The sequence below is a fragment of the Gemmatimonadota bacterium genome (assembly GCA_026702745.1).
In the GTDB taxonomy this organism is placed as follows: Bacteria; JAAXHH01; JAAXHH01; order JAAXHH01; family JAAXHH01; genus JAAXHH01.
Window position 1 is genome coordinate 17665 of record JAPPBT010000034.1, and the last position, 26157, is coordinate 43821.

Genomic DNA, 26157 nt, shown 5'->3' on the forward strand with positions numbered 1-26157 from the left:
ACTCCGGAAAGGAAGACCCCTTGAGCCAGCGCACAATCACCATGCCGGCCGGCCGGTGCAACCTCGGTTTCGCACGGATCGACATCACCCCGCCCGCGGGGATCTATCATCGCAGCTGGGGCGCGGCGAAGCATGACGCATCCACGGGCGTGCATCGGGAACTGACCGCCTCCGCACTGGTGTTCGCGGACCCCGGGGCCGGGGAGGAACACGCCCTCGTCGCCCTCGAACTGGGCTGGCTGCAGGCCCGCGACTTACAGCGTCTTTCGGATACCGTTTCCGCCGGTTCCGGCCTGCCGGCCGAACGGGTCGTCATCACTTTTTCCCATACCCACGCCGCGGGTAACTACGATCCGGACCGCCTGGAGCACGAGGGCGGCGCGCTGATCCCTGGATACCTGGACGATCTCGGCAAGGGGCTTGCCGGCCTCGTGGAGGAGGCCAGGACCGCCGTTCAGCCGGTCGACCTGGCCTTCGGATACGGCCGGTGCGACCTGGCCTGCAACCGGGACTACTGGGACGAAGAAAACCGGCTGTACGCCGTAGGGTCCAACCCGGACCGGGCCGCAGACGACACGGTCGTGGTCACCCGCGCGAGCGACCGGGAAGGCCGGCTGGTCGCCACCCTGGTCAACTACAGCTGCCACCCGACGACCCTGGCCTGGGACAATACGCTGATCAGCCCCGACTACCCCGGCGCCATGCGGGAAGTCGTGGAGCGGGAGACCGGCGCGCCCTGCGTGTTCTTGCTGGGCGCGAGCGGGGATCTCGGCCCGCGGTACGGGTTCGTGGGCGAAACAGAGGCGGCGGACTCGAACGGCCTCCAACTGGGCTACGCCGCACTGTCGGCCCTGCAGGGCCTGCTGCCCGACAGGACCGAGATGCACTACGACGGCCCGGTGATATCGGGCGCCACCATAGGGGTCTGGCATCAAAGCCCCATGGATGACGCGCGCGCACAAGGGCTCGAAACCTTCGACACCGCCGCGATGACCGTGGACCTGCCCCTGCTGGACTTGCCCGGGCAGGCGGAGCTCGACGGGCAACTCGCCGAATGGACGTCCCGGGAAGAGACCGCCAGGCAGGATGGGCAGGACCGCGAAGCCGCCGACTGCCGCGCGCACATCGAACGGGTCCGGCGGGCTATGCGGCGCATCGAAAGCATCCCGCCGGACAGGCAGTCCGCCCCCTACGGCGTCACGCTCTGGCGCATCGGCGAAGGCGCCCTCGTGATGGTGAGCGGCGAACCCTACAGCGTGCTGCAACGTGAACTCAGGGCGCGCTTCCCGGCGACCGCCATCGTCGTTGTCGTCCTGTGCAACCGGGGGACGGGCGGTTACCTGCTGCCCGCGGACGACTACGGCAAGGGACTCTACCAGGAAGAGGCGGCGGCCATCGGCCCGGGCGGGCTCGAAGCGGTGACCGCCGCCATCGAGCTTCAGCTTGTAGCCTGGGGCCTGAAGTAGCCGGAAGTCCGACGTTAAGGGAGCCGGAGTGCCGGACGAGGTAGAGCCGGACCAGGAAGAGCCGGACCAGGAAGAGCCGGACCAGGAAGAGCCGAACCAGGCGCAAGCATTCGGACCAGGAACAGGTCGTAGATCAGACAGGAGCTTAAGACATGTCGACAGGCAACATACGCATCGGGCTCATTGGACTCGGTACGGTTTGCGAATTCGTGCATTATCCGGGGTTTTCCCGTATCCCGGGCGTGGAAATCGCCGGTCTGTGCGAAGTGGACGAAGACCTGCTGGCCCGCAGGCAGGCACTGTGGGGCGTCACGGCCGGATTCACGGACGTGGACCGGTTCCTGGCCGCCGTCAGGCCGGACGCCGTGGCCGTCGCCGTGCCGAACGTGTACCACCGCGATATCGTGCTCAAAGCCGTCCGGGCGGGTTGCCACGTGCTGTGTGAAAAACCCATCGGCATGACCGTCGCGGAGACCGTTGACATGCACGAGTCCGCCCGGAACGCCGGCGTCCGCCACATGACCGCCTTTACCTACCGGTTCGTGCCGGGCATGCGCTACCTGAAACACCTGGTCGATGAAGGCGAGCTCGGTGAGATACGCCACGCCCGCTTCCAGCGTCTCCAGGACTGGGGAGAGCGTTCCGTGGGATGGCGCCAGTACCGGCGCATGGCGGCGACGGGAGAACTCGGCGACATGGGTATCCACCGTATCGACTTCGCCGAGGACCTGCTCGGCCCGATCAGGTCGGTATGCGCGTCGCTCAAGCAGGTCGTTCCCCGGGACCGCACGGAGGACGGACGGCCCTGCGAGGCGCAGGACGTGGAAGACTGGATCGCGTGGATCGCCGAGTTCGAATCGGGGGCCACGGGCGTGTTCGAAATGGGTAAACTGACCAAGGGCCACGGGCCCGCCGGCGACCACGACCTCTGCGAGTTGAACGGGAGCAATGGCTCCGCCGCCTACCGGCTTCACACTCCCTTTGCCATCCAGGCCGGACCGCGGCGGGAGAAATACCGGCGGCGCAGCGTACCGAAGCGCTTCCTCACCCTGCCCGGTTCGCCCCGCGACCCGAGAGAGGGCGACCCACTTCAGACCTTTCGCTTCGACCAGGCCTGGGAGTTCGTCAGCGCCATCCGCGAGGGACGGGACTGCGTGCCTTCCTTCTACCACGGCATGCGCGCCCAGGTCGTGGCGGAGGCCATCCTCGAGGCGGCCGCGTCCCGTAAGTGGGTGGACGTGCCGGGATGAGATTCCCTACGACGTTAACTCGTAATCGTCACCAAAATCAATTACGCTTTAAAAGAGGGAACACGCTGAGGTTTCGTTCGTATCATTCAGATATAGAATCATTCAAAATATAGTATAGTTGTTGACCAATGAGTATAAAGTACTTACACACCTACCGTATAAACCAAATCACACGTCAACCAAGGTAGGGTCTTCGTGAAGTATATATCAGGATGGGCGATTGGCGCCGCCGTGTTGCTACTGTGCGAAGGGGGCATTTCCGCCGGTCGCGCTCAATATGATCTCGATCCCCGGACTATCTCCCAGTTGAAGGAAGTGATAGCCGGTGCGGAACAGGACAAACAATACCGCGTTGAACGGTCGGCTTATTCAAAAAACACGCCGCCGGTACTATCGGAAAAAGGCCTTGTTTTGATATCGTCGGACAATCAGACATTACGTGCCCTGGACCATAAGGGTACGACGTTATGGGAGTTTACCCCTTTATCTAAAACGACCTATTCAGAATATCAAATTCATCAGGTTGGACTCTTTGGGAGCTTGCTGACGACGTCACTGGATGGCCGGTTCCTCATGTTTTCCAACAAACTAAGCTGGGCAACTGAAAGTATCAGCAACAATCTCTTGATTGTCTTAGACTCTGAGTGGGGAACTCCTCTTTTCATGAGATTTCCGGATCCAGTTCCCCGGTTTTCCAGTTCGGAAGATTATCTGATTTCGGGGGTCTACTGGTTTGAAGGTCCCAGTCCTTCTCCCGTGAAAGTGTACGAAACTCAATCCGGCAAAACCTTATGGACACATGACGTTGAAGCAGTGGTGATTACGGAACTAGGCTCGAATGAGGTTGCATACATCAACACAGCCGATAGAAACGCGGTTCTGACCATTGTGAAATTGGCTACGGGAGAGCATGTGCTGACCACACCTATCAAGTGGTTGGTGCCAGAAAAGTCAAGAGAGCCATGCCAATTTTGGAAACTTACGACATCCAAAGACGGGACAAGGTTCTTGGTTTCTGTCAGTGATTATTGCTTTGACGGTCCATTGACAAGTTATCAGCATTCTGTGATGTTCGACAGGGAAGGTCGTCCACTTTGGAATGAGATGAGACAGATTGCGGGAGTTGATGCCATAGTTGGCAACGCCATAGGTTTTAGTCCCAATAGCAGGTATCTTTTGTTTAAACGGTGGCGTAGAAGCAGGTTCGAAACTCAACATGACCAGTTAATCATGGCTGATACGGATACCGGTGATATACTTTGGTCGCTAAATGTTGATAATCTCACCAGTTATGATTTAATGCTGATGACGGATGACTATATCGTCCTTTCCCATAGCTATAAGTCTACCACACTCATTCTCAGCATAGATGAATCCGGACAAATCCGCGACCAGGCGCAACTGGACCGGAGAATAGTATGGACCGGCCTTCGAGTCGACAAGCCTGTAAGTGACATGCCTCAGAAGCGGTACCGGCATTCTCTTCTTTTTGAGGAAGTCGAGCAGGACAGTATAACCTACAAAGCTGAATACGTGCCCTTTAGTCCTTAAAACTAATGCTGAATTATACAGGGCTTTCACGCAGCTAAGTACAGTTTGTCGAAAATGTACCACCGGAGTTTCCCGTTTCTTGAGACCCTGGTGATTTCTTCCGGTTCGCACCACACACCAGTTGTGAGAGAGCAAAGTAATAGAGGTTAATCCGCTGACCTACCGGTCTGAATCGCATCCAGCCCAACCTTCCACACACCCGCGCTATACCGCCTACCACCGAATTTTCATTTCACCGTCATGGATTCGTCATACTCCGCATTTATCTTACGTCCGGTCCGGAAATGGGACATCCGATCCGGAAATGGGACGCATGATGCGCATGAAGCCGACAAAGGCCGGGTACGATCCCATTCGATTATCGCAAGCTATCCGCGACCGACGCGACCGGTAGAAATTTAGTTGTCCTGACGGGATAAAAAGGGGAGATTGGGTTGGAGGAGAAAACGTGAGAAAGCTAAGCTACCTGCTCATTGCAACGCTGCTGGCGATCCCGGCCGGGCCGTCCCGGGCCGGTGTCGGTCAGGGTGGCGGCCTGTTCCTGCAGATCGCTCCCGACGCGCGGTCCACGGCCATGGGCGAAACCGGCGTCGCCCACGCCCGGGGCGCCCAGGTCCCCGCGTGGAATCCCGGCGGACTTGGATTTCTGGAGTACAGCGGTGTGTCGGGGACCTATTTCAAATGGCTGCCCTACCTGGCGGACGATCTCTACTACCTGCACTTCTCCTACGTGCACCCGGTCGAAGGCATCGGGACCTTCGGCGTCAGTGTGCCTTATCTCTCGCTGGGTGAACAACAGCGGGTGAGCGCGACCGGGGACAGCCAGGGGACGTTCAAGAGTTCGGACATGGCGGTGTCCCTCTCTTACGGCGCCCTGATCAACGACCGCCTGGGGGTCGGATCCAATCTGAAGATCATCCGGAGCGCTCTTTCCGACGAGGACGACGGGGTGGGCTCGAGCTTCGCCCTGGACGTCGGCGTGACCGCCCGCGTCATGCCCCGGTTCACCCTGGCCGGCGTCCTTCAGAACCTGGGGACGGAAATCAAGTACACGGATTCGAACCAGGGAGATCCGCTGTCCCGGAACCTCAAGGTGGGCGCCGCGCTCAAGGCGCTCGAAGACGAGTCGAACAGCCTGATGCTTGCTGTCGACCTCAACCGCATGCTGCTGGAGAACAGCGGAAACATCCTGAACGTCGGGTTGGAATACTGGTACCAGGACCTGATCGCGCTGCGGACGGGGTACGTGCACGACGCGGACGGCGATGTGAAAACGCCCACGTTCGGCGGCGGACTGCAGTGGAAGATGTACCGCATCGACTTCAGCTACACCACGAGTTCGACGCTCCAGGACATCACCAAGTTCACCATTTCGGCCAGGTTTTAAGATAAGAAAGGCAGAGATCCAATAGCCGGTATGGTCGAACAGGGCAGGACTAGCCGGGTAAACGGTTACCCGGAGGGGTCCTGTTTTTCGACCAGCCGGATCTCGAAGAGCCGGGGCCACCACTTCCCGGTGACGAACAGTCGGTCCCCCGCGGCATCGTAGGCGATGCCATTGAGCACATCCACCGTACCGCCCCCCTCGCCGAGTCCATGCTGACCGCCCGATTCGAGCAGTCCCTCCAGGTCGATCCACCCCGTGACCCGACCCGTTTCGGGATCGATGCGGGCGATGCGGTCCTCCTGCCAGACATTGGCGTAGACCTCGCCCTTCACGTACTCCAGTTCGTTCAGGTTGCGCACCGGACCGTCCCCGTCCCGCACGACCACCCGGCCGGTCTCCGCGAAGGTCACCTTGTCGCGGAAGTACAGGTTGGAAGACCCGTCGGACATGATGAACCGCGCGCCGTCGTAGGTGATGCCCCATCCCTCGCCGGGATAGGACACGCTCCGCAGCAGCTCGAAGTCCTCCCGGTCGTAGATGAACCCGATACCGGATTTCCAGGTGAGCTGGATGATCTTGTCGTCGTAGAGGGCGAGTCCTTCCCCGAAGATCGTCGCGGCAATCCGGCGGACCCGTTCCACTTCTCCGGTCTGCAGCGCCACTTGGCGCAGGGAGGACTGGCCGTAGTTCCCGGTGCTCTCGTACAGCGTTTCGCCCTGGATCGCCAGGCCTTGGGTAAAGGCACCCGTATCGTGGGGGAAGGACCGGACCACCTCGTAGGTATAGGACTTCGACGCGACCGCCGTGGAGTCGTTCCCTGCCTGCGCATCAGCGGGGCTGGTGCTCGAATTCGTGGGCTCGGTACAGGCGGCGAGGCCGGTCAGGACCGCGAGGCCGGTCAGGGCCGCGAGGCAAACCAGGATGGCGATCAGGTTCCGTTTCATGGGTCAGGTTCCTGCAACTTCCGGTACATGATGTGTGCATCCACGAGGCCGTGCTCCGGATGGTCGAACGCGCCCGGGACGGTGCCGATGATCGAGAACCCCAGGTCCCGCCAGAGCGCGACCGCCCTGTGGTTCGTGCCGACGACCATGTTGAACTGCATGGACAGGTATCCTGCGCGGCGCGCCTCTTCGAGGGCGTGAGTGCCCATGGCCCGCCCCACGCCGCGGCCCTGGATGTCCGGATCGACCATGAACCCCGCGTTCGCCACGTGGGCGCCCTGTCCCGGCTGGTTGGGACGGATATAGTAGGTACCCACCACCTTGCGCCCGTCCAGCGCGACGTAGGCCCGGTTCGGCGGCGCCATCCACAGCGCGCGGGCCTGGTCCCTGTCCGTATCGGGCGGATAGGGATAGGTGTCGGCCGACCGGACGACCGGGTGGAAGATGGACCAGATGGCTTCGAAATCGTCTTCGCCGGCTCGGCGTATCCGGATCATCCGCGGCCTCTTTCCACGAGCATGGTCTCGATGGCCTTCCTTTTCTTCTCGCGGGCGATGTCCAGCGCCGTGGCGCCGTCCAGGTCCCGGATCGACGGATCGGACCCCTGGTCGAGCAGGTAGTTGACGAATGCCTTCCCGGCGCCGCGGACAGCGGCCCAGTGCAGCGCGGTACGCCCGCGGTGATCGTCGACGGCGTTCACGTTGGCGCCGCGGTCTACCAGGAAACGGGCCATGTTGTAGCTTCCGTACTGCACCAGTTCGCTCAGGGTGTCGTCCACCGCGGGATGCCGGATGTCCGCCCCCGCCGCCAGCAGCATTTCGACCGAATCGTAATCCACGCTCCACAGGGCGTTGACCAGGCCGGGATCGGGCTTGGCGCCGGCGTCCAGCATCGCCTGCATCATGGCCGGGTTGCCGATGGCGGAGGTCAGCGGCGGGGGAGGCCGGTTGACCTCGGCGCCCCTCTCCAGGAGCAGCACGACGATCGCCTCCAGGCGGGCGGCGACCGCCGCGTCGTCCTGACCCGCGCGGGAAGCCGCGGCGTAGTTCAGGGGCCGCCACCGGTTCTCGTCCACCGCGTCGACCAGGCCTTCGTCCCCGTCCAGGAGCGCCCGGATACTGTCCGCTTCGCCCAGGGCCACACTGGTGAATATATCCCAGTCCTCGATGTATTCTCGGAGCACCGGCAGGAACTGGATCTCCCCGCCCACGGCGGCGAGACAGGGCGCCGTCATGCGGCCGTGGCCGCCCCGCAGTTCGACGCGCGCGCCGAGTTCGAGGAGGGCGCGCACGGTTTCTACGTGGTGCGGTCCTTTGGGAATCGTCTTCTTGTGTTCCAGCACGCGATGCAGCGGCCGGTGACGATGGTTGTTGCGGCTGATCACGTTGGGATCGGCGCCGTGTTCGACCAGCAGCCTGACGATCTCCGTACTCCCCGTGAAGGCGGCCGTCATGATGGGCTGCCAGTGCCGGGCGGCCTCCGGGTCCTCCTTCAGCAGGGCTTTCGCGGCGTCCAGGTCGCCGGACCACGCCGCGCTCGTCAGTTGCTTTTCCAGGGCCATATATCTCGCCCTCCGTTTTCTCGATACCCTACGGTCATCTTACGGCCACTCTACAGACACCCTACCGCCACCGTAAGGCAACCCTGCGACCACCTTACGGCCACCGCACGGCGACCTTACGGCCGGCTTACGGCCATCTTGCCGCCACCTTGATCACCTCATCCGGCGCGTGCCGCATCTTTCCGTACGCTTCCGGCAATTCTTCCGGCGTCACGACGGGATCGGGCAGACCGTGCGGATGGAGCGTGCCCTCCCGGAAGAGGCGGACCAGGATTTCGAAGATACGGTCCTCTTCCCAAAACAGGTTCCGCTGCGGGCGGCTGCAGGCCCGCGCCGAGACGATGTCGATCTGGTTGAAGTGAAACTCCTCGCCCAGGTAAAGTCCCTTCGCGTCTCCCAGGTAGAAGGCCAGGGGCACCACCCGCCCCGCGTATCGTGTGGCCCGGATCGCCTGGTTGAGCGCGTGGTAGCTCCCGCTGGCCTCGATGGCGACGTCCGCGCCGTGTTCGAGCCATTCGCGGGAAGCCATGCCGAAATCGCCGACCTTCTTCGGATCGACCGCCCGGGTCGCGCCGTGCCGCAGGGCCAGTTCGCGCCGGCGGTCGATCGGGTCCACCGCCACCACGTCGACCGCACCGGAAAGCCGGGCCAGCTGGACGGTGAAGAGCCCGATGGCGCCCATGCCGAAGACAATGACCCGCTCGCCGATTCGCACCTGTCCGTCCCGCACGGCCGCCAGGGCGAAATCGGCGGGGTCCATGCAACAGGCGGCCTCCTCGGTGAATCCGGGAAGCAGCGGTTTGAAATGACGGCCCTGGTGGACCGGCCTGAAACCGCCGTAGCCGTATACCCGGTCACCCTCCCTCAGGCCTTCGACTTCCCCGCCGGCGGCCATGACCGTACCCACGGTTGTATTGCCCACGGGTTTCCACGCTGTCGGGTCGTATGGGCGGGTACGCGACCGGTCGAAGACCCGGCCGTCCGGGTCCATGGGCACGCTGCAGTAGATGGATTCTCCCGTGATCTCGCCTTTCTCCGTCCCGTGTTTCGCCGCGGTGAGTTCGCTGCGGACGCGGACTTCATCGGGAGCGAGATCGTCCAGCGTATAGGGTTCCCAACGGGGTTCGAAGGCGTTGTTGCAGACGAGTTGCTTGAGCTCGATGCCATCCACGGTGGCCATGCTTACCTCCATGCCTGTCGGACTGATGCCGGGCCGTCCTCCTACGCCTGCCGGATTGATGCCGGGCCGTCCTCCGGTGCCGCTACTCACGTTGATGCCGGGCCGTCCACCTGGGCTACGGGCGGTTCAGACCCATATCGATTTCATCTTGTAGGCCCGGAGCGACCGGACCCGGCTGTCGACGCCCTGGGAGCGAAAGGACACGCCCGTGCTGTCCGACCGTTCGGGATAGACCCGCAGCGCGACGCACTGGCGGCCGTTGGCGAAGACCTCCACGACGCTCCGGTCCACGAACACCCGCAGTTTGAGCGTTTCGTCCTCTTCCGGCGCCAGCGGCGCGGTCTCGGGCGCCCGGGACTGGACGTCGGGCGCGGTGGACGCGAAGGAGGTATCGACGGAAAGCAGGCTCGTGCCATGGAACCCGCGGCCCCGGTAGAAGGCGATGCGCGTGAATTCCTCCCGGTCCGGAGACCGCAGCACGTTCATTTCCACCATGGGTGACGAACCCGTGTCGATCTCCACCTCGAACTCCATGGTGTTGCCGCCCTCCGGCGCGGGCAGGACGACCTCCCGGTTGGCCGGAAGGTTGAAGCCGTCGAACCGGATCGGGGCTTCCCGCAGCGATTCGAGGGCCTCGACCGGTTCCTGGTACAGGTCGTCGCCGTCGACGGTCAGGCGCCGGGGCAGGGACATGATCTGGTTCCACCCCTCCGTCGGCTTGCCGTGGTTCATGTTGAAGATCGCGACAAGACCACCCTCGCCGTCCGGTGTGGCCGAAGGCGCGTGGAGCCCGGACGGCTTGTACGCGCCGAAATTGAACTTGGCGCCGTAAGTGACCACGAACTTGTCCCGATCCGTGTCATAGTCGCCGATCAGGTACTGGGGACCGCTCATGTGGCTGAAGAAGAGCAGGATGTGGCGGTTGCCGATGGGCCAGAAGTACGGGCACGCGCCGTCGTCCCCCACCAGGGTGTAGTCGTCGTCCTCGACGAAGGGATGGAGGTAGGTCCAGCGGGCCAGGTCCTCGGAGCGGAACAGGTAGTTCGCACGCCTCTTCTTGCCGGCCGGTCCTGTCGGCTTGGTGCCCGCGGAGAGCGAATAGTAGACCCCGTCCTTCTTCCAGATGCACGGATCGAACACGTTGTAGGGCACGGACGGACCATCCTTCGGCGGCATGGGGATGACGGGCGCTCCGGTGACCTTCTCCCAGTTGAGGAGCAGGGGATCGCTGGATACGGCGACCATGTTGCCCGCGACCGTGCCGTGGTACATGGCGATCACCCGGCTTTCCTCCACAAGCGTGGCGCCCGAGTAGCAGCAGCGCTCCGGGTTCGGATAGATGCAGTAGGGCAGGTCGCGCCAGTGGACGAGATCGTCGGATATGGCGTGTCCCCAGTGCTGCCGCGTATCCTCGGGCGGGTAAGCCTGGTAGAACAGATGCCATAGTCCCTGCCAGAAGCACAGGCCGTTGGGGTCGTTGAGCATGGCCTCCGGGTTCACGTAATGGTACGCGGGACGATGGGGATCCCCATCGTAGCTCCTGCGGGACGCGTTCAGACGCTGCAGCAGCGGGTTGTCCGCCAGCGCGGCCTCCTGCGCCTCGAGCGAATCTGTGGGAAAGGTGTAGTGGGGGACCAGAGAGGTGTAGTCTTTCATGATGCGCTCCATTCGTAGATTCGATCGCACCCGGCGGTCCCGGCTGCCTGTCTCGGATCGGGCGGCCGTCGGCCGGACTACGTTCAACTTCGTTAAGGACCGGATACCTCCGAAACCCAGGAATCGACCAGGAACCGGGCGATGGAATCTCGGCGCGGCAGGGCGCATTCGACCGATTCGTCGCCCCATTCGCCGAAACCCCGGACCTCTTCGGCGGTAAACCACCGGGCCTCCACGAGTTCCTCCGGGTTCACCACGATGGCGGTGGACACCGCCCGCGCGCGGAAACCCAGCATCAGCGACGAGGGGAAGGGCCAGGGCTGGGAGGCCTGGTAGTTCGCCGCGCTCACGTGAACGCCGACCTCTTCGAACACCTCCCGGGCCACGGTTTCCTCCAGGCTCTCCCCCGGTTCCGTGAAGCCGGATAGGGTGGAAAAAACGTTCGGCGGCGGCCGGTGGTGGTTGCCCAGGAGACACATGGGCGGACGTCCGTCTTCCGGCCGGTATTCCACCAGCGTGATCACCGCGGGGTCGATGCGTGGAAAGGCGTTCCTGCGGCAATCCGCGTTCGTGCACCGGCGCCGGCGGCCCCCCTCCTGGCTTACGGTCGCATGGCCGCACCGGCCGCAGTACCGGTTCTCGCGGTGCCAGTACAGCATCCCCCGCGCATACGCCATGAGCGCGGCCCCGCGCGCGTCGATCGACGGACCGGCGCGCCAGAGGTCCTGGAACTTCCCCCGGTCTCCGGCCGTCGCGACCGCTTCTTCTTCATCGGAATCCGAGAGGTCCACCGCGAAAAAGGCGCGGTCTCCTTCCATACCCAGGAAAACGGTTTCGCAACTGGCCGCCAGCACGTCCGCATTGGCCGGATCGGTCGGACCGGCCGCACCGGCCGGGCCCCCACAGATGACAGCGGACGGCAGGGACGTCCCATGCCCGTCATCGATCAGGTTCAGGTCACGCCAGACGGGTATGAATCGGGTGTCGTCCCGGGCCAGCTGTCCGGCGAGCCACTCCGGATCGCCGCGCCTTCCCTCCGCCCGATCCAACGGGACGTCCGCGAATTTCAGCACCGGATTGTCCATGGGACCCGTGTCTCGCCCGAATGCCGCGCTACAACACCGCTTCCAGCGTGTTGATGAAGGCCTCGTTCTCGTCCGGCGTACCGACGGTCACGCGCAAATACCCCTTCAGCCCCCACCACATGGCGTCGCCGATCCAGACGTTGCGCTCCTGGAGCGCGTTGAACACGGATTCGGCCTTGTCCCCGAGCCTGAACAGGACGAAGCAGGAATCGCTGGGCGTATACGCGATACCCAGCCGGTTAAAGGCCTCGCCCAGATAGGCCTTGCCTTCCTCCACCGTCCTCCGGCTCCGCTCGTAGTGGGCGTGGTCGTCCAGCGCGGCGAGCGCGCCGTATACGCCCAGGTTGCTCGGCGGGCCGCCCAGGTTGTAGAGCGAAAGTTTTCGTCTCAGCCGGGGCGAGAGCACGGCGTACCCGACGCGCATGCCCGCCATGCCGTGAATCTTGGAGAACGTCCGGGAGACGATCACGTTGTCCTGTTCCCGAGCCAGGTACACCGCGTCGCGGTAACCCGGATCGGAGGTGTAGTCGATATACGCTTCGTCGATGAACACCGTAACGCGCGAAGGTACGGACCGCACGAAATCCAATAGCGCGTCATGTTCCACCAACGTGCTGGTAGGATTATTGGGATTCGTCACGACAACGACCGTCGTGTGGTCGTTGATCTTCTCAAACATGGCGTTCAGATTGTGCCGCAGGTCCCGGGTCAGTCGGACGTAATTGACCTTGACGTCGACACCTTCTTCCTCCCTGAGCCGTCCCCAGACGGCAGCGGTGTCGTAGTAGGCGGGCTGGGCCTGGACCAGTTCGGCCTTGTCCCGGGCCGTTGCCAGACCGACCGAGTGAAGGATCATGCTGGAACCCGCGCTCAGGATGACCCGGCGGTTCTCCGTAACCTCTTCCCAGTTGTCCCACGTCGTCTCGGTGACCGGCAACCCGTGCTTCCGTTCGAGGGCGTTGATCAGGCCTTCCACCGGGTCCGGCAGGAAACTCCAGTGGTAACGGTTCACGTCGAAAATGCGCGCGGCGACCGCCTCGACGGCCCGCGGAGACGGCCCCAGGGGGTTTTCATTGGACGACAGGTTCACGTAACCCGGTGCGACACCATGACCCTGAATATCTTCCGGTTTCTTGCCCGATACCAGCGCCTGCGCCATCACCAGGGGATCGGCCGCCAGGGCGCCCAGGCCTCCCAGCAGCGTTCCCCCGATGAATCCCCGGCGCGACAGGTTGGAATCTGGTTTCATGAGGTCATAAGCTCCTTTTGTCACGTGGTCTATTGTGTCACGTGGTCTATAAGCAGTTCGCCAGGTAATTCCCCTTACAGCTCGACTTATCACGCTTCGACGAACTCAAGCCCTTGTCTTCTTTACCGTTTCCCGGATGCTGTCCGCCAATATGTCCAGCATGAGGTCCGTCTCTTCCCGGGTGATGACGAGCGGGGGCGCCAGGGCGATCCAGTTGGGATCGAAGCGCGTCAGCAGTCCTTTTCCGAGCGCCGCCTGGCCGGCCTGCACGCCAAACTTCACCGATGGATCGAAGGACGCGCGGGTTTCGGGATCTTCCACGAATTCAATGCCGGCCAGCAGGCCGCAGCCCCGGATATCGCCCACGATGCCGAATGCCCGCAGTTCCTCCAGCCGCTGCCGGACATAAGCGCCCGTCTCCCGCGCCCGGGCGCACAGGTCCCTTTCACGGATCTCCGCCAGGTTCGCCAGGCCGGCGGCCGCGGCCAGCGGGTTGCCGCCGTAGGTGTGGCCGTGGGAAAACTCCACCTCGTCCTCTTCGCGACCAAGAAAGGCGGCTGCGATGGAATCCCGGAAGGCGATCCCCGCCAGGGGCACGTATCCGCTGGACATGCCCTTGCCCATGCAGAGGATGTCGGGCGACGCCTCGAAGGTCTGGGCCGCGAACATGTTGCCGGTGCGGCCGAAGCCGGTGATGATCTCGTCGTATATCAGGAGGATTCCGTGCCGGTCGCAGATATCCCGCAGCTCGGGCAGATATCCCGGAGGCGGCATGATGATCCCCCCGGTGTTCCCCACGGGTTCCAGGATGAACGCGGCGATGGTCTCGGCGCCTTCCAGCTCGATGAGGTCCTCCACCGTCCGGGCGCAGAAGATCTCGCAGTCCGGGAAGGTCTTTTCATAGGGACACCGGTAGCAGGTCGGCGGGTGGACGTGCAGGAATCCGTGCAGCGTGGGTTCGAACATGGTCTTGCGCCGGCGCGTGCCCGTCGCCGACAGGGCGCCCATGGTCGCGCCGTGGTACCCGTGAAACCGCGAGATCACCTTGAACTTGCCCGGGTTGCCGGTCTGCCGGTGGTATTGCCGCGCCAGCTTCATGGCCGCCTCGGTGGCTTCCGAACCGCCGGACAGGAGCTTGATGGTGTTCAGGTCTTCCGGCGTGACTTCCGCCAGCCGCTGGACCAGCTCGATGGCCGGGGGGCTGGTGGCGTGGAGGGGAGGCGCGAAGGCCATCGTGTCCAACTGGGCCTTGATCGCCTCGATGATCCTCCGGTTGCCGTGGCCGGCGTTCACGGTGAAGATGCCCGACAGGCCGTCCAGGATCCGCCGCCCGTTTACGTCTTCGTACCAGACCCCGTCCGCCTTCCGGACGACGAGGGGTTCCTCGATGAAGGTCTCCATCTGGCGCAGGTCGAGGACGAGCCGCCGGAGGGTTTCAGGCGCGGTGAGCTGTTCGGTATTCATCGGGTAATCTCATGAGCGCGGGCAGAACGGGGGCGTGCATGTGGCCGCCGACTAGACTAATACAGCCGGTCGATGACGACGTCCGCCCCGGAGTCTCCAACGACCACCCGCGGGTTGAACCCTTCCATGTCGCCGGCCTGCGGGACACCGGCGTTTCCGTCCAGGTCGATGCGCGCGACGATGGTGACTTCTCCGTTGAACGGCGGGCCCTGGACGGCCTGGTCCGCGCCGGTCAGCGTGTACGGCATGGGGAACCGCAGGCTCCTGAAGCGCTTGACGGCCATGGGCGGGCCGCCCTCGCCCCGTCTCGCCATGACGAACATGGTCTCCGACCCCCTGAGCCGCGCGAAGAGTTCCGGCGCAATGTCGATGGTTCCCGAAACGCTGGGGCCGCCTGCCGGGGGTGCGGTGGGCTGGCCTTCCTCGAAGCTTCGGCCGGCCACCCGGCTGCCGTCGATCGGCCGCTGCGCTTCCACGAAGGACCTGCCGGACGCCTGCCCGCCATCTTCGGGCAGGGGACGCAGGTTCTGGTCGCATCCGCACCAGATCAGCGCACCCAGCAATATCGATTTAAGAGGTAACAGGCGCATGTTAACTAAGGGGCCCGATTATGGGTCCCGGTTATGGGTCCCGGTTATGGGCCCTGGTAACAAGCCCTGGTCAGCGGGAAGACCCTGTTGTTACGGGTGTTTTTCATCGTCCGGACACTCCGGATAGTCTAGGCGAACCCCCGCCGGTTGTCAACCTCTATGTACCTGCTGTGTACCTGCAATGTACCTGCGCGAGGGAAGAAGAAAACCCTTGACTTGACCGGTTAAGCAAACCTAACATGGAACTTCGCCGGCGACTCCGTTTCCGGGGTTGGCCGGCATGTTGTTTCAGGCAGGCGAAGTACGGGTAATTATCTCCTTTGCCATACCTGCCTCGGGTGGGAATGGCCCGCATGGTCTCGCCAGATTCCACCTCCTCTTTTCGATAAACCGGGTCTTCTTCAAAGGCGGTTCTCCGGAACCGGGACTGGACAGTCATGCCGCAGGGTACGATCACCAGGCTGAACCACACCAGGGGTTACGGGTTCATCAACACGCCGGAGAACGAGGACCTGTTTTTCCATCGATCCAACATCACGGAAGGGCAGTTTTCACTGCTGCAGGTCGGAGACCGGGTGACGTATAGCGTCCAGTTCACCTCCCGCGGTCCCCGGGCCGACCAGGTCCAGGTCCAGAGTGAGTCCGTGAGGCTCCAGGTCAACCTGGCCGTGAAGGACCTGCAGGTGTCCGCGGCATTCTACACGGAGACCTTCGGCTTCAAGGAACTGTCGAACGATCCCGGTTACATCCTGCTCCAGCGGAACGAACTGGTCCTCGGACTGAAGACCGACGAACTGCTCTGGTATCCGGAACCAGGCGAACAGCCCGTCGAGTCGCTCGCCCGCGGCGTGGGGGTCGAACTGGTCCTGGAGATCTCGGATATCGGCCAGTTCCATGCGAAGATGCAACAGGCCGGGGTGGCCATACACGAACCGCTGAAGGAACAGCCCTGGGGCGCCACGGACTTCCGCATGCTGGACCCGGACGGCTACTACTGGCGGATCTCGTCCCCGCGCGAACGCGATGCCGTCCGGGCCGAAGAAGAACCGACGGAAGGTGAACCCGCATGAGTCTTCTGGGGATCGACATCGGCGGAACGGGCATCAAAGGCGCGCCGGTCTGCCTGGAATCCGGAAGACTCGAAACGGAACGCTTCAGGATCGGCACCCCCAGGCCGGCCACGCCAAAGAAAGTCATCGAGACCGCGGCGGAGATCGTCCGGCACTTCGACCTGCAGGGTCCCGTGGGAATCGGCTTTCCCGCGGTCATCAAGCACGGTATGGTGCGGACCGCCGCAAACATCGACGCGTCCTGGATCGGCGTCAACGCCGTCGAACGCATGGCCAAGGCCACGGACCGGCCGGTTGTTTTCGTGAACGACGCAGATGCCGCGGGCATGGCGGAAATGCGGTTTGGCGCGGGCCGGGGCCGGGACGGCGTGGTGGTCATCGCGACCCTGGGAACCGGCATCGGCACCTCCCTTTTCGTCGACGGCACGCTCGTGCCCAGCACGGAATTCGGACACATCGAGATGAAAGGCCGCGTCGCGGAGAAATACGCCGCCGAAAGCGTTCGGAAGGCGAAGGGCCTGAGCTGGGAGGAATGGGGCGGACGGGTGAACGAGTACCTGCGCAGGCTGGACGAGTTGATCCGCCCGGACCTGATCATCGTGGGCGGCGGCGCCAGCAACAAGTACGAGAAGTTCTCGTCGTGCTTCACCGTGGATACCGAGGTCGTGCCCGCCCGGATGAGGAACCAGGCCGGGATCATCGGGGCGGCCCTGGCCGCGCAGACCGCCGCGTAAGCCGCGTAACCGACGTATAGCGGCCCTGGCCGCGCAGACCGCCGCGTAAGCCGCAGACCGCCGCGTGACCCGCAGAAAGCGCAGTACATGTCCATACTCACCAAGTCGAAACTGTTTCCCTTGCTGCCCGACGGCGTCCGCGGGCGCGTGACCGAAAGCCACCGCCTGTCCCCGTCACACCGCCTGAAGAGCAGGAAACAGGCCGGCGAGTTCATCCTGGAACGATGTTTCGTCTCGGTATACTCCGGCACCGAACTTCCCAGTATCCAGGAGGCCATAGACGGCAGGACCGGCCTTGACGGCAACGGTAACCGGATCAGCACGGGACAGGGCATCGCGAGCATCTGGCTGAGCGACCTGCCCGAAGCCGTGCCCTGCCTGTTCGGCACCTTCGTGAAGCGCAAGCCCACGCTGGTCGCCCGGAAGCACTGGGCGGCCCTGCTGGCCATGGAAGGGGAGGGTTTCCAGGGCGCCCGGGAGCGCAACCGGATCTCCCCGGCGGCGTTCCGCCTTGCCGACTGCATCGAACGGGACGGGCCGGCCACGGGCCGGGCGCTACGGGACCGGCTTGCCTGTTCCACCCGCATGGACGGGCGGACCTTCCGCAAGGCGTTGCTGGAACTCGAGAAGCTGTGGTTGATCGTACCCGGACGGTCCGGACGGCCTGGAAAGAACGTCCATGACGCGGCCTCGTGCGTATGGGAACTGACGAATCGGTGGGTGCCCGACGAGACGGCGAGGGAAGCCCTTTCCATGACCCGCCGTCATGCCATGCGCAGCCTGCTCGTGGGTGCCGTGGAGTCCGCCGGGGCCGTCGACGAGAAGGCGGTCTACCGGTGGTTCGGCTGGCCCCGGTCCATGACGGGCGTGCTCATGGACGAAGCCCTTTCGGCGGAGGAGTGCTTCCGGGTGGACGGCCCCAGTCCCGTGATCATTTCGAGCGCCCTGGCCGAAATCTGGCCCGAAGCCTGATACGGCTGTACCGGCCGCCGCCATCCCTTACTTCCCATTATGCGACTCTTCCACGATGACGACCAGGTCCAGCTCTGGCTGGGCGACGCGCGCCGTATGGACCCGATTCCCGACCGGTGCGCCGGCATGGTCCTGACCTGTCCACCCTGGTGGGAGAGCGGCGACTACGGCCACCCGGACCAGATCGGTTTCGGCCAGACCTATCCGGACTTCCTGGCCTCGCTCTCCGAGGTTTGGGCGCAATGTTACCGGTGCCTCATGCCCGGCAGGGCGATGATCGTCTGGATCGCCGACCTGCTCTGGCGGGATGAACCGGTCGCCCTTGCGGCGGATACGCACCGCAGTCTCCAGGATGCGGGATTTCAGTACGAGGCCACCTGGTACTGGTTTGAACCGGGGAAGGCGGTGCGGGAGGAACCGGCGGATGCCCGGATGCCGCTCCGATGCCGGCCCAAGGTGCACGCCGAGACCATACTGGTATACCGGAAGCCGGGCGAATCCGAAGCGCCGCTACCTGGCGTGTTGGAGGAAAGCGAAGTACCCGGGGATGAATGGCGAGCGGGCCGCCAGGCCGTCTGGACGCCCGACGATAACCTCGAACATCCCTACAGGCGCCTGATCCGCCTCTGGTCATACGCGGGCGATACGGTCCTGGACCCCTTTGCCGGGCAGGGCACCATCGCACTGGCCGCCCGCGCGCTGGGGCGCCGCAGCATTTCCGTGGAACTGAACCCCGATTCCTGCCGGCACATCACTTCGCTACTCTCGCAGCCTCACATGCCGTGATCGGCCAGCAGGCGCCGCAGGTAGGCGCCTCACATGCCGTGATCGGCCAGCAGGCGCCGCAGGTAGGCGACGGCCTTGGGTACCGCGACCTCTTCGGCCTCGACGTCCTGCCCTTCGTAGACGACCGACATCCAGCCATTGTAACCGACCTGCTTCAGGATCTCCAGAATGCGGGGATAGTCCAGCCACTCCTCCTCGCCGGACTGGACGCGGTAGAACTTCGCCCGCACGTGCGCGGCGTACGGCGCGCTCTTCTCCATGCTGCCGTAGAAATCGTAGGCAGGGTCCGGGTTGCCCCTGCTGCCCGAAGCGCCCGGCGAGCCCGCGTACTGACCCGTGTCGAGGATATGGGTGAACGTGGGACGATCCACCTGGTTCAGGATGCGTACGACGTCGTCGCCGGTGCGGGTCACGCAGCCGTGATTGTGGTTGTGAAGCCCGACGGCCACGCCCCGGGCGGCCCCGTGATCCACCACCTCGGAGATGCCGTAGATCATACGGGACCAGGTGACGCGCGCGGGCGTGTCCTCCCGGTCCCAGGCCGCGAAGATCCGGACCAGGGGCACGTTCAGCCGCGCGGCCACGTCGATCCAGTGCTTGACCATCTGGATTTCGGCGGCGATCTCCCCGGGCGGCTTCCCGAAGTTGTTGCTGATGCCCAGGTAGGAGATGGCAAGCCCCCGCTGCAGGCACCGCATGCGGACGTCCCGCAGGTACGCGTCGTCTTCCGATTCCAGCGCCCGGGTATGGATGTCGATCCCGTCGAGTCCCATTTCGCGGGCGAGGTCGATGAAGTCGAACAGGTCCATGCGGCCTTCGGAAATGGCGTGGCCGTAACTCAAGGACATGCAACCGAGCTTGATCACTGCGTGTCGTCCTTTCTTCTGTCGGCCCGGTCGCCAGCGGTGTCGGTCCGGTCGCCGTCCATCGAGCAGGACTGTTCCAGGAAATAGACCATGACGTATTCTTCGGCCGTGCGCTTGGGACCGGGCAGGTTTCTTATCCGCCGCGCGTGGGCTTCGAGGTGGCGCTTGACGAAGAACAGGTAGAGCTGGGTAACAAAGTCGGTGGCCGTATGGTTATAGAGATAGGTGGGCGACAGGGAAAGGGTGGTATCGACGCCCGGATAAGACTCCCTTTGCCGACCCTCGATCATTTTCTCGCTCAGGGATTCGAGTTCCTCGGTGGACACGCTGAAGAGGAACTCGCGAAAGGCCTGCAGTTCCTCCGGCGGACAGGTCTTCCTGGAGAAATAGTCGAGGAACCGGATGTCGCCACCCGCGCGCATCAGGGCGAATACCTCGGAAACCCCCATGAGGGTACCCAGCTGCACGGTGGTCTGCCGCCGGGCTTCCCAGGTGGTCTCGAGAACGGGCAGGAAGGCTTCGATCCGGCGGGAGAACCGGTCCTCCCAGAGGTGGGTCAGGGCGGTGGCCGCCTTGGTGCGGACCGCGCGGCCCAAGCTGTCGTCGCAGACGATGGCGATCAGCAGCGATTCGATCACCTTGTTGTGTATGCTCTGGCTGATCCGGGCGCCGATGGCGTCTTCCACGACCGTGAATTCGTCCCGGCCGCCCAGCGCTTCCTGGGCAACCTGGTGCAGGAGACGGAACAGGTTTAGACGCGCCATGACGTACACCTGCCCGACCGCTGCCCGCATGGGAAGCAGCATGTCGACGGTGAAGAGCGTGGCGTTGGACAACGCCTCGATGAGGGAAGCGGCATCCCGCCGCTGCTGGCCGAGGGACTGGCTTTCCAACAGGGAGGGATAGGCGTTCATGACCCTGGCCAGGTCGCTCAACCGGGCGATGGACTCGCAAATCGCCTGGTCGAGGTGCGCGGCGTCCGGATTCCTGCATTCCTTCAGTGAATCGGTGATGTCCCGGATCAGCCGCTTTTCGTCTTGCGTCAGGACGGGCGTATCGAGGGTGGTGGTGTCCAAGTGGTCTAGTTTTACCTTATTACCCTGCGCGCGGGGGGCGCGCTTTACTTTTATTTCGGGTAGAAACCTGGCATTCCAGGTAGAAAATCATTCCAGGTAGAAAACCTGCTCCAGCGGCACCATGTTCTCGTCGGCGTGCTTGCCGCCGAGGTTTTCGAAATACGGTGCCATGAACTCCTGCCAGCGCGCGTTGACGTCCGTCTCCGCCATCCTGGCCAGCGCCTTCTCGAAATCCGGGGTCTCGCAGTAACCGAAGAGCAGTCCGTCCTCGCGCATAAACAGCGAGTAATTACGCCAGCCCGCGTCTTGCAATGCCTCCAGCATCTCGGGCCAGACCTCCCGGTGGTGCTTCTTGTAGCCTTCGATCATGTCTTCCTTGACTTTGAGAATGAATCCCACCCGCTGCATGGTTGTCTCCTTCGCGCTTCCTGCCTGCTACAGGCCTGTTCTGTCACGCTTCGTACTTGTAACTGACTTTCTCGATGTTCTCGTGGTCCGACCTGCGCGCCCGTTCGAGGGCGTAGGACGAGACGGGGAAGTAGTAGTGGGTTTCGGCATTGAGCGAAATGAAACCCTCGGCGTAGGCGACGTGGCCCGCGCTTCCGAAGGCCCCGTCGGACGTCTCGATGCGCTTGCGCGCGTAGGCGCCGCCGTAGCCCTGGCTCACCAGGGCGTCCAGCGCGGCCAGTTTCTTGTCGACCACGTCCGTGATGTCGATGAATACGTCGTTGTAATACCCGCCGCGGGCGTCCCAGACGTTCCTGGGCAGGCTCGCACCGCCGCAGCCCCAGTAGAACACCTGGGCCACCTGGTGGGGCGGACGCCGGTCGCCCGGATCGACGGAACCGGCCAGGCCCATGGCGAGCATCACGATGCGGCCGGCCACGGCGTGGGGGTTCCAGGTGCCGCCGCCCTCGTCGGGGAAATGGGTGAGGATGATATCCGGCTTCAGTTCCCGCAGCAGGCTGGCGAGCTGGCGCACGATCGGCCGGTCGGGCAGGAACACGGCATCGTCCGCGCCCATGAAATAGACGTCCTCCACGCCGAGGGCGCGGCACGCCGATTTCACCTCTTCCGCCTTCACGTCGGACCGTTCCGCCATCATTTGCTTCAGGGAGTCCCCGTCCGGCACCTCTTCCGCGTGGAACAAGTCGTCGCTGATGACCTTGTCGTGCACGCGGGCGCCGTGGGTCAGCACGACGCATCCCACCCAGTCGCCGCGGGCGGTGTGATGGGCCATGGCGCCGCCCGACTGGTCAAATATGTCCGCCGGATGCGCACCGATGGACAGGATGCGAAGCCCGTCGCTCATAACGACACTCCCCTGTTTCGAGCAGGTGTGATCACGGCGTTCGATAGGGTATGCGGAACGCTTGACTGTGGCCGATAGAAAGGCTTACTTGTCCCAGAATCACCGGCGGATCGAATGGTCGGCAGACGAGGAGATCCGGTTATCGGTGGTGCCGATCGCTTAAGATAAATCGGAATATAGATGGTCCCACCTGCCCGTCAACAGGATTTTCCACAGGGCGTCCATGTTCGTCCGGCTCGGCTCACGCTGGAAAGCGGCCCGCCTGCTTTCCATCCCCGATTTCCGTAACCTCTGGATATCCAGCAGCATCTGGTGGCAGACGCGCTGGATGGATGAACTGATCGTCGGCTGGGTCGTGCTGGAACTGACCGACTCGGCCGGCATGGTGGCGCTGGTCAGCTTCTGCCGCATGGCGCCGTTCATGCTCTTCGGTCCCTTCTTCAGCACAGTGGTCCGGTACGTGAGCTACCGGTGGCTCATCGTCAACGCCCAGTTCATCAACTGCTTTGTCAACGGTCTCTTCTGGGTCCTCGCCCTGCTTGGCCACCTGGCCTTCTGGCACGTCGTCCTCGGATCCGTCCTGATCGGCCTGGGCAGCGCCTATGACTGGTCCTGCCGCCGGGCGCTCATCCCGGACCTGGTGGGCAAGGACCGGACGACGGACGCCATGGTGCTGGAGACGGTGCCCCAGAACATCTCCCGGCTGATCGGGCCGCTCATGAGCGGTATCCTGCTCGAGTTCGCCGGGACGAAGGGCGGTTTCCTGGCCCTCTTCCTCCTGCAGGTCGTCCAGATCGTCGTGATCGTCCGGCTTTCCGCCGCTACGGACCGGAAGGGCCGGAAGAAGGGCCGGCTCGGCCCAATGAAGGACCTGCTCCTCGGCTACCGTTATTCACGCCGGCATCCCAGGATCTCGGGCGTGCTGATGATTACCTTCATCATGAACGCCTTCGCCTTCTCCTACCAGGTCCTGTTGCCCGTCTTCGTCCGCGACGTCCTCTTCCTCGGCCCCCTGGAACTGGGCATCCTCGGCGCGGGCACCGGCATCGGCTCCATCCTCGGCATCGCCCTCATCGACCGGCTGGGCCAACACTACCGCGACGGCCTGGTCTTCACCATCAGCTCCCTGGTCAACGCCCTGGCCACGCTGGTCTTCGCCCTGTCGACGTCCTTCCCGCTTTCGCTCATGATGCTGATCCTGGTGGGCGTCGGGCAGACCGGGTTCGGCATCATGCAGTCCTCCATCGTCCTCCGCACGTCCAGCGACGCCATGCGGCCCCGGGTCATGGGCCTCCTCGTCCTCGCCATCGGCGGCGGTCCGCCCGGCCGCCTGCTCGTCGGCGGACTGGCCGCGGTCGCGGGCGCGCCCCTGGCCCTCACGATCTGCGGTGGGATCGCCAGCCTGGGAGTAGTCAGCGTGCTATGGAGAGTGGGTGGATTGCGGAAGGACTGAGATGCGGCCGCGTTGGCGGCGGGCGGTGCAGTCGACCTTGGCTGCGCGTGGACGACTGGCGGCCGGCCTGGTGATGCGGTGAGCGAGGCGGCGCGGGCGGCCTGGTGGCGCGGCTCGTTTACCGCAGCCAGCCCAGCCGGTCCTTGCGCCAGCCCAGCCGGTCGAGATGGTTCGCCCGGATCGCCTCGATGTGGCGAGTGTGCAGAGCCTGCATCTCCTCGGTCCATCGGTACTCGTCCAGCAGGTCTTGGTCGAGTTCCACGCCAAGCCCGGGTCCCTCGGGAACGCGGAGGCACCCGTCCTCGTAAGGCATCTTGCCGCCCTTGATGATGTCGCCGACCCACTGGTTGTAGTGGGCGTCCAGGCCGTGGAGCGACATGGGCATGGTCCCGTTGCCGTGCACGATGTGGTACGGAATGGTGTAGGGGAAGGCGAAGGCAGCGACGTGGAGGCGTATGGCCGTGCCCGGTCCCAGTTCGTAGGCGCTGTGCATGCCCAGTTCCATGCCCATGAACCGGGCGGTGTCGTAGTACCGCTTGAGGGCCAGCGGCCCCGCGTAGGCGTCCGGCGCGGTCACGTCGGCGGCCACGTGGCGGCGCATGACGTCCAGGTCCAGCGGCTGGTCCAGCGTCTCGTCGCCGTAACGGCCGGAAACGTAGGTGCCGTAGGGACGGGGCGCCGCATCCCTGCGGAGCGGCGGCAGCCAGGCATGGGACGATATGGGGATGCTGCTCATGAGCCGCAGGCGGTGGCCGGCGCGGAAGATGTTCTCGAACCGGCCGCCGACGGGTTCCTCGATCCACTCGATCCGGCAGTCCTCCACCCCCTGCATGAACCGCAGGGCTTCGCTCTCGCTCCACGACGCGTGGGGATCGACGCGGATGTCCACGTCGAAGCCGGCCTCGTCCCGGATGTTGTGGACGAGCTCGACGTAACGATGGGGCTCGAAATCGCACATGGACAGCTTGATAATGCGGAAGGTCTCGTCCTCCATGAGCGACTTCACGTGCTGTGGATAGGTATCGAAGGTCACCTCGTGCTCGCCGTTGACATCGGGGAAACGGTACCAGGTATAGGCTGCGATGGGGATCTTCGTGACCACGGGCGAATCGAGTTCGAAAACATCCCGCAGGTACCGGAAGAGGGGCTTGCCGGCGACCTTGCCGGCCAGGTCCCAGTAGGCCAGGCCCATCAGCCCCCGGATCTCCGGTTCGAAGGGGTTTTTACCCAGGACCCGGGAACGCAGCGCGTCGGCCTCGCTGGACAAACCTTCGGCTACGCCCACCAGGCCCTGGTCTGTTTCGAATTCGGCGAATGAGAACCCCTCTGCGGACCCGTCCCATCGCTTCGTGCCCCGCCACGGCATCAACACGCGCCAGGTGCGCACGTCCGTGATCTTCAGCCCGGCTGCGCGTCCGTCCTCGTTGATCCGGTTCTGGCGGGCCTTGATGTCTGCTACGTTCTCCCGGTCGAAGGCGGCGACGGCGTCCACGTCATACATGGCGAGCGTTCCTCTTAACGGCGTCCACGTCATACATGCCCGGCGCTCCTCTGGATGGCGTCCACGTCATACACGGCCGGCGCTCCTCTGGACGGCAGGGCCCTTCTCGTATGGATTCAGCGTTTCGACGCCGAGCCGGTCATAGGATTCCGGATCACCGGTGACCACGGTCAGCCGGTGCACCACGGCCGTCGCGGCGATCATGGCGTCGGTCATGCGGACGTCCCATCGGCGGTAAAGAAGCTTTCCCCACACGCGGAAGACCGCCGGATCCATGGGAAGGACACGTTGGGAATCCATCAGTTTTCCCATCCAGGACTCCAGTTCCGCCGCCCGGGAAGCATCCTTCGCCCGGGCGAACTCGATACCCGTCTGAATCTCGCCCACGGTCACGGCGGAAAGGTAGACCTGGTCCGGGGCCAGTCCCATAAACCACTCCAGCGCATCCTGGTGCGGCTGGCTCCTGCGCAGTTCCGATACGACTTCGGTATCCAGTAGATACATGGGTCATTCCGGATCATTCCGGGTCTGCAGGATTTGCAGGATTTGCAGGATCTGCAGGGTTTGCAGGGTCCGCCACGTTTGCAGGGCTTGCCGCCCCGCGCGATGGACGCCGTTCACGCAGCGGCGTCAGGGACTCGGTGCGCGCTTCCGGCGACAGCAGCAGGTCCTTCAGGCCGAGCCGGGCTGACCGCTCCATCCGTTCCCACGTTTCGATGGAAACCAGGACGGCCGTTTTCACGCCCCGCTTGGTCACAACCTGAGGACCCTCCTCCCGGCTCGTTTCGAGGAGTTCGCTGAACTTCGCCTTCGCTTCCTGGACCTGCCATTCCCTGCCCATGATACCGTGGCCTGTTCTAAGATCGACGTTCCCATTTGGATCGAAGAACGATAATCTAACTAGTCAGATAACTAGTTATTTTGAGAATGTCAAGAAAAACCGGCCCATCGGACGATCATCTTCCAATGCCGTTCAGTCGGACTTATCTCTTGCCTTGACCTTT

24 protein-coding genes and 1 pseudogene are annotated in these 26157 nt (G+C 63.7%); 9 read left to right on the forward strand and 16 right to left on the reverse strand.

The annotated features are described in order from the left end of the window. The first annotated feature begins 20 nt into the window (after positions 1 to 20). The 4 genes from OXH56_06030 (at position 21) to OXH56_06045 (ending at position 5654) form a co-directional block, all read left to right on the forward strand. Positions 21 to 1466, forward strand: a complete 1446-nt coding sequence (locus tag OXH56_06030) for a hypothetical protein (GenBank protein MCY3554865.1) — start codon at positions 21 to 23, stop codon at positions 1464 to 1466. A gap of 152 nt (positions 1467 to 1618) precedes the next feature. Beyond that, the gene (locus OXH56_06035) at positions 1619 to 2716 is read left to right on the forward strand and encodes a Gfo/Idh/MocA family oxidoreductase (protein MCY3554866.1); all 1098 of its coding nucleotides are present in this window, start codon (positions 1619 to 1621) and stop codon (positions 2714 to 2716) included. Positions 2717 to 2911: 195 nt separating this feature from the next. Then, complete coding sequence (locus tag OXH56_06040; protein MCY3554867.1) at positions 2912 to 4267, forward strand: hypothetical protein; 1356 nt, start codon at positions 2912 to 2914, stop codon at positions 4265 to 4267. A 448-nt stretch (positions 4268 to 4715) separates the two neighbouring features. After that, positions 4716 to 5654 (forward strand): PorV/PorQ family protein, encoded by a 939-nt coding sequence (locus tag OXH56_06045; protein MCY3554868.1) that lies wholly within the window; start codon positions 4716 to 4718, stop codon positions 5652 to 5654. A 65-nt stretch (positions 5655 to 5719) separates the two neighbouring features. Here the strand turns inward: OXH56_06045 and OXH56_06050 are convergent, their stop codons facing one another. From OXH56_06050 to OXH56_06090, 9 genes are all read right to left on the reverse strand, one after another. Beyond that, positions 5720 to 6598 (reverse strand): glutaminyl-peptide cyclotransferase, encoded by an 879-nt coding sequence (locus OXH56_06050; protein ID MCY3554869.1) that lies wholly within the window; start codon positions 6596 to 6598, stop codon positions 5720 to 5722. Continuing rightward, complete coding sequence (locus OXH56_06055; GenBank protein ID MCY3554870.1) at positions 6595 to 7095, reverse strand: GNAT family N-acetyltransferase; 501 nt, start codon at positions 7093 to 7095, stop codon at positions 6595 to 6597. Before OXH56_06055 ends, OXH56_06050 begins: the two co-directional genes overlap by 4 nt. Beyond that, the gene (locus tag OXH56_06060; GenBank protein MCY3554871.1) at positions 7092 to 8159 is read right to left on the reverse strand and encodes an ankyrin repeat domain-containing protein; all 1068 of its coding nucleotides are present in this window, start codon (positions 8157 to 8159) and stop codon (positions 7092 to 7094) included. Before OXH56_06060 ends, OXH56_06055 begins: the two co-directional genes overlap by 4 nt. Before the next feature lie 127 nt (positions 8160 to 8286). Beyond that, positions 8287 to 9339 (reverse strand): zinc-binding alcohol dehydrogenase, encoded by a 1053-nt coding sequence (locus OXH56_06065; GenBank protein ID MCY3554872.1) that lies wholly within the window; start codon positions 9337 to 9339, stop codon positions 8287 to 8289. Between the two features lie 126 nt (positions 9340 to 9465). Then, positions 9466 to 10995 (reverse strand): glycoside hydrolase family 32 protein, encoded by a 1530-nt coding sequence (locus tag OXH56_06070; GenBank protein ID MCY3554873.1) that lies wholly within the window; start codon positions 10993 to 10995, stop codon positions 9466 to 9468. 92 nt (positions 10996 to 11087) lie between these two features. Beyond that, positions 11088 to 12080 carry an NAD(+) diphosphatase gene (gene nudC / locus OXH56_06075; GenBank protein ID MCY3554874.1) on the reverse strand — a complete coding sequence of 331 codons (993 nt, stop codon included), beginning with the start codon at positions 12078 to 12080 and terminating at the stop codon, positions 11088 to 11090. 28 nt (positions 12081 to 12108) lie between these two features. Further along, complete coding sequence (locus tag OXH56_06080; GenBank protein MCY3554875.1) at positions 12109 to 13329, reverse strand: histidinol-phosphate transaminase; 1221 nt, start codon at positions 13327 to 13329, stop codon at positions 12109 to 12111. 105 nt (positions 13330 to 13434) lie between these two features. Then, positions 13435 to 14793 carry an aspartate aminotransferase family protein gene (locus tag OXH56_06085; protein MCY3554876.1) on the reverse strand — a complete coding sequence of 453 codons (1359 nt, stop codon included), beginning with the start codon at positions 14791 to 14793 and terminating at the stop codon, positions 13435 to 13437. A gap of 56 nt (positions 14794 to 14849) precedes the next feature. Next, entirely contained in the window at positions 14850 to 15383 is a 534-nt protein-coding gene (locus tag OXH56_06090) for a hypothetical protein (GenBank protein ID MCY3554877.1), read from the reverse strand. Positions 15384 to 15820: 437 nt separating this feature from the next. Here OXH56_06090 and OXH56_06095 point away from each other — a divergent pair, with 437 nt between their 5' ends. The 4 genes from OXH56_06095 to OXH56_06110 all read left to right on the forward strand — a co-directional run bounded on the left by OXH56_06095 (position 15821) and on the right by OXH56_06110 (position 18945). Further along, positions 15821 to 16453 carry a cold shock domain-containing protein gene (locus OXH56_06095; GenBank protein MCY3554878.1) on the forward strand — a complete coding sequence of 211 codons (633 nt, stop codon included), beginning with the start codon at positions 15821 to 15823 and terminating at the stop codon, positions 16451 to 16453. Next, the gene (locus OXH56_06100; GenBank protein MCY3554879.1) at positions 16450 to 17187 is read left to right on the forward strand and encodes an ROK family protein; all 738 of its coding nucleotides are present in this window, start codon (positions 16450 to 16452) and stop codon (positions 17185 to 17187) included. The genes OXH56_06095 and OXH56_06100 overlap by 4 nt, the downstream gene beginning before the upstream one ends. An 87-nt stretch (positions 17188 to 17274) precedes the next feature. After that, entirely contained in the window at positions 17275 to 18159 is an 885-nt protein-coding gene (locus OXH56_06105; GenBank protein ID MCY3554880.1) for a hypothetical protein, read from the forward strand. A 39-nt stretch (positions 18160 to 18198) separates the two neighbouring features. After that, on the forward strand, positions 18199 to 18945 hold the full coding sequence (locus OXH56_06110; protein MCY3554881.1) for a site-specific DNA-methyltransferase: 747 nt from the start codon (positions 18199 to 18201) through the stop codon (positions 18943 to 18945). A gap of 29 nt (positions 18946 to 18974) precedes the next feature. On the opposite strand, the gene OXH56_06115 is transcribed toward OXH56_06110, so the two are convergent. The 4 genes from OXH56_06115 to OXH56_06130 form a co-directional block, all read right to left on the reverse strand. Next, a complete protein-coding gene (locus tag OXH56_06115; protein ID MCY3554882.1) occupies positions 18975 to 19811 on the reverse strand; it encodes a sugar phosphate isomerase/epimerase in 837 nt (278 codons plus the stop codon). Continuing rightward, on the reverse strand, positions 19808 to 20887 hold the full coding sequence (locus tag OXH56_06120; protein ID MCY3554883.1) for a hypothetical protein: 1080 nt from the start codon (positions 20885 to 20887) through the stop codon (positions 19808 to 19810). Before OXH56_06120 ends, OXH56_06115 begins: the two co-directional genes overlap by 4 nt. A gap of 87 nt (positions 20888 to 20974) precedes the next feature. Beyond that, complete coding sequence (locus OXH56_06125) at positions 20975 to 21295, reverse strand: L-rhamnose mutarotase (GenBank protein MCY3554884.1); 321 nt, start codon at positions 21293 to 21295, stop codon at positions 20975 to 20977. A gap of 43 nt (positions 21296 to 21338) precedes the next feature. Then, on the reverse strand, positions 21339 to 22199 hold the full coding sequence (locus OXH56_06130; GenBank protein ID MCY3554885.1) for a PIG-L family deacetylase: 861 nt from the start codon (positions 22197 to 22199) through the stop codon (positions 21339 to 21341). 223 nt (positions 22200 to 22422) lie between these two features. Between OXH56_06130 and OXH56_06135 the strand changes: the two genes are divergently transcribed. Beyond that, positions 22423 to 23652 carry an MFS transporter gene (locus tag OXH56_06135; GenBank protein MCY3554886.1) on the forward strand — a complete coding sequence of 410 codons (1230 nt, stop codon included), beginning with the start codon at positions 22423 to 22425 and terminating at the stop codon, positions 23650 to 23652. 118 nt (positions 23653 to 23770) lie between these two features. On the opposite strand, the gene OXH56_06140 is transcribed toward OXH56_06135, so the two are convergent. The 3 genes and pseudogenes from OXH56_06140 to OXH56_06150 form a co-directional block, all read right to left on the reverse strand. Continuing rightward, positions 23771 to 25186 (reverse strand): hypothetical protein, encoded by a 1416-nt coding sequence (locus tag OXH56_06140; protein MCY3554887.1) that lies wholly within the window; start codon positions 25184 to 25186, stop codon positions 23771 to 23773. Positions 25187 to 25219: 33 nt separating this feature from the next. Beyond that, positions 25220 to 25657: a type II toxin-antitoxin system VapC family toxin gene (locus tag OXH56_06145; GenBank protein MCY3554888.1), complete on the reverse strand. Its 438-nt coding sequence runs from the start codon at positions 25655 to 25657 to the stop codon at positions 25220 to 25222. 115 nt (positions 25658 to 25772) lie between these two features. Next, positions 25773 to 25994, reverse strand: a pseudogene (locus OXH56_06150) (type II toxin-antitoxin system Phd/YefM family antitoxin). Positions 25995 to 26157: the final 163 nt, after the last annotated feature.

Bases quoted from the DNA above. Each gene is read 5' to 3' on its own strand.
- OXH56_06035 (MCY3554866.1), top strand. From the start codon at position 1,619: ATGTCGACAGGCAACATACGCATCGGGCTCATTGGACTCGGTACGGTT.
- OXH56_06050 (MCY3554869.1), bottom strand. From the start codon at position 6,598: ATGAAACGGAACCTGATCGCCATCCTGGTTTGCCTCGCGGCCCTGACC.
- OXH56_06055 (MCY3554870.1), bottom strand. From the start codon at position 7,095: ATGATCCGGATACGCCGAGCCGGCGAAGACGATTTCGAAGCCATCTGG.
- OXH56_06060 (MCY3554871.1), bottom strand. From the start codon at position 8,159: ATGGCCCTGGAAAAGCAACTGACGAGCGCGGCGTGGTCCGGCGACCTG.
- OXH56_06065 (MCY3554872.1), bottom strand. From the start codon at position 9,339: ATGGCCACCGTGGATGGCATCGAGCTCAAGCAACTCGTCTGCAACAAC.
- OXH56_06070 (MCY3554873.1), bottom strand. From the start codon at position 10,995: ATGAAAGACTACACCTCTCTGGTCCCCCACTACACCTTTCCCACAGAT.
- nudC (MCY3554874.1), bottom strand. From the start codon at position 12,080: ATGGACAATCCGGTGCTGAAATTCGCGGACGTCCCGTTGGATCGGGCG.
- OXH56_06080 (MCY3554875.1), bottom strand. From the start codon at position 13,329: ATGAAACCAGATTCCAACCTGTCGCGCCGGGGATTCATCGGGGGAACG.
- OXH56_06085 (MCY3554876.1), bottom strand. From the start codon at position 14,793: ATGAATACCGAACAGCTCACCGCGCCTGAAACCCTCCGGCGGCTCGTC.
- OXH56_06090 (MCY3554877.1), bottom strand. From the start codon at position 15,383: ATGCGCCTGTTACCTCTTAAATCGATATTGCTGGGTGCGCTGATCTGG.
- OXH56_06095 (MCY3554878.1), top strand. From the start codon at position 15,821: ATGCCGCAGGGTACGATCACCAGGCTGAACCACACCAGGGGTTACGGG.
- OXH56_06100 (MCY3554879.1), top strand. From the start codon at position 16,450: ATGAGTCTTCTGGGGATCGACATCGGCGGAACGGGCATCAAAGGCGCG.
- OXH56_06105 (MCY3554880.1), top strand. From the start codon at position 17,275: ATGTCCATACTCACCAAGTCGAAACTGTTTCCCTTGCTGCCCGACGGC.
- OXH56_06110 (MCY3554881.1), top strand. From the start codon at position 18,199: ATGCGACTCTTCCACGATGACGACCAGGTCCAGCTCTGGCTGGGCGAC.
- OXH56_06125 (MCY3554884.1), bottom strand. From the start codon at position 21,295: ATGCAGCGGGTGGGATTCATTCTCAAAGTCAAGGAAGACATGATCGAA.
- OXH56_06130 (MCY3554885.1), bottom strand. From the start codon at position 22,199: ATGAGCGACGGGCTTCGCATCCTGTCCATCGGTGCGCATCCGGCGGAC.
- OXH56_06135 (MCY3554886.1), top strand. From the start codon at position 22,423: ATGTTCGTCCGGCTCGGCTCACGCTGGAAAGCGGCCCGCCTGCTTTCC.
- OXH56_06140 (MCY3554887.1), bottom strand. From the start codon at position 25,186: ATGACGTGGACGCCGTTAAGAGGAACGCTCGCCATGTATGACGTGGAC.
- OXH56_06145 (MCY3554888.1), bottom strand. From the start codon at position 25,657: ATGTATCTACTGGATACCGAAGTCGTATCGGAACTGCGCAGGAGCCAG.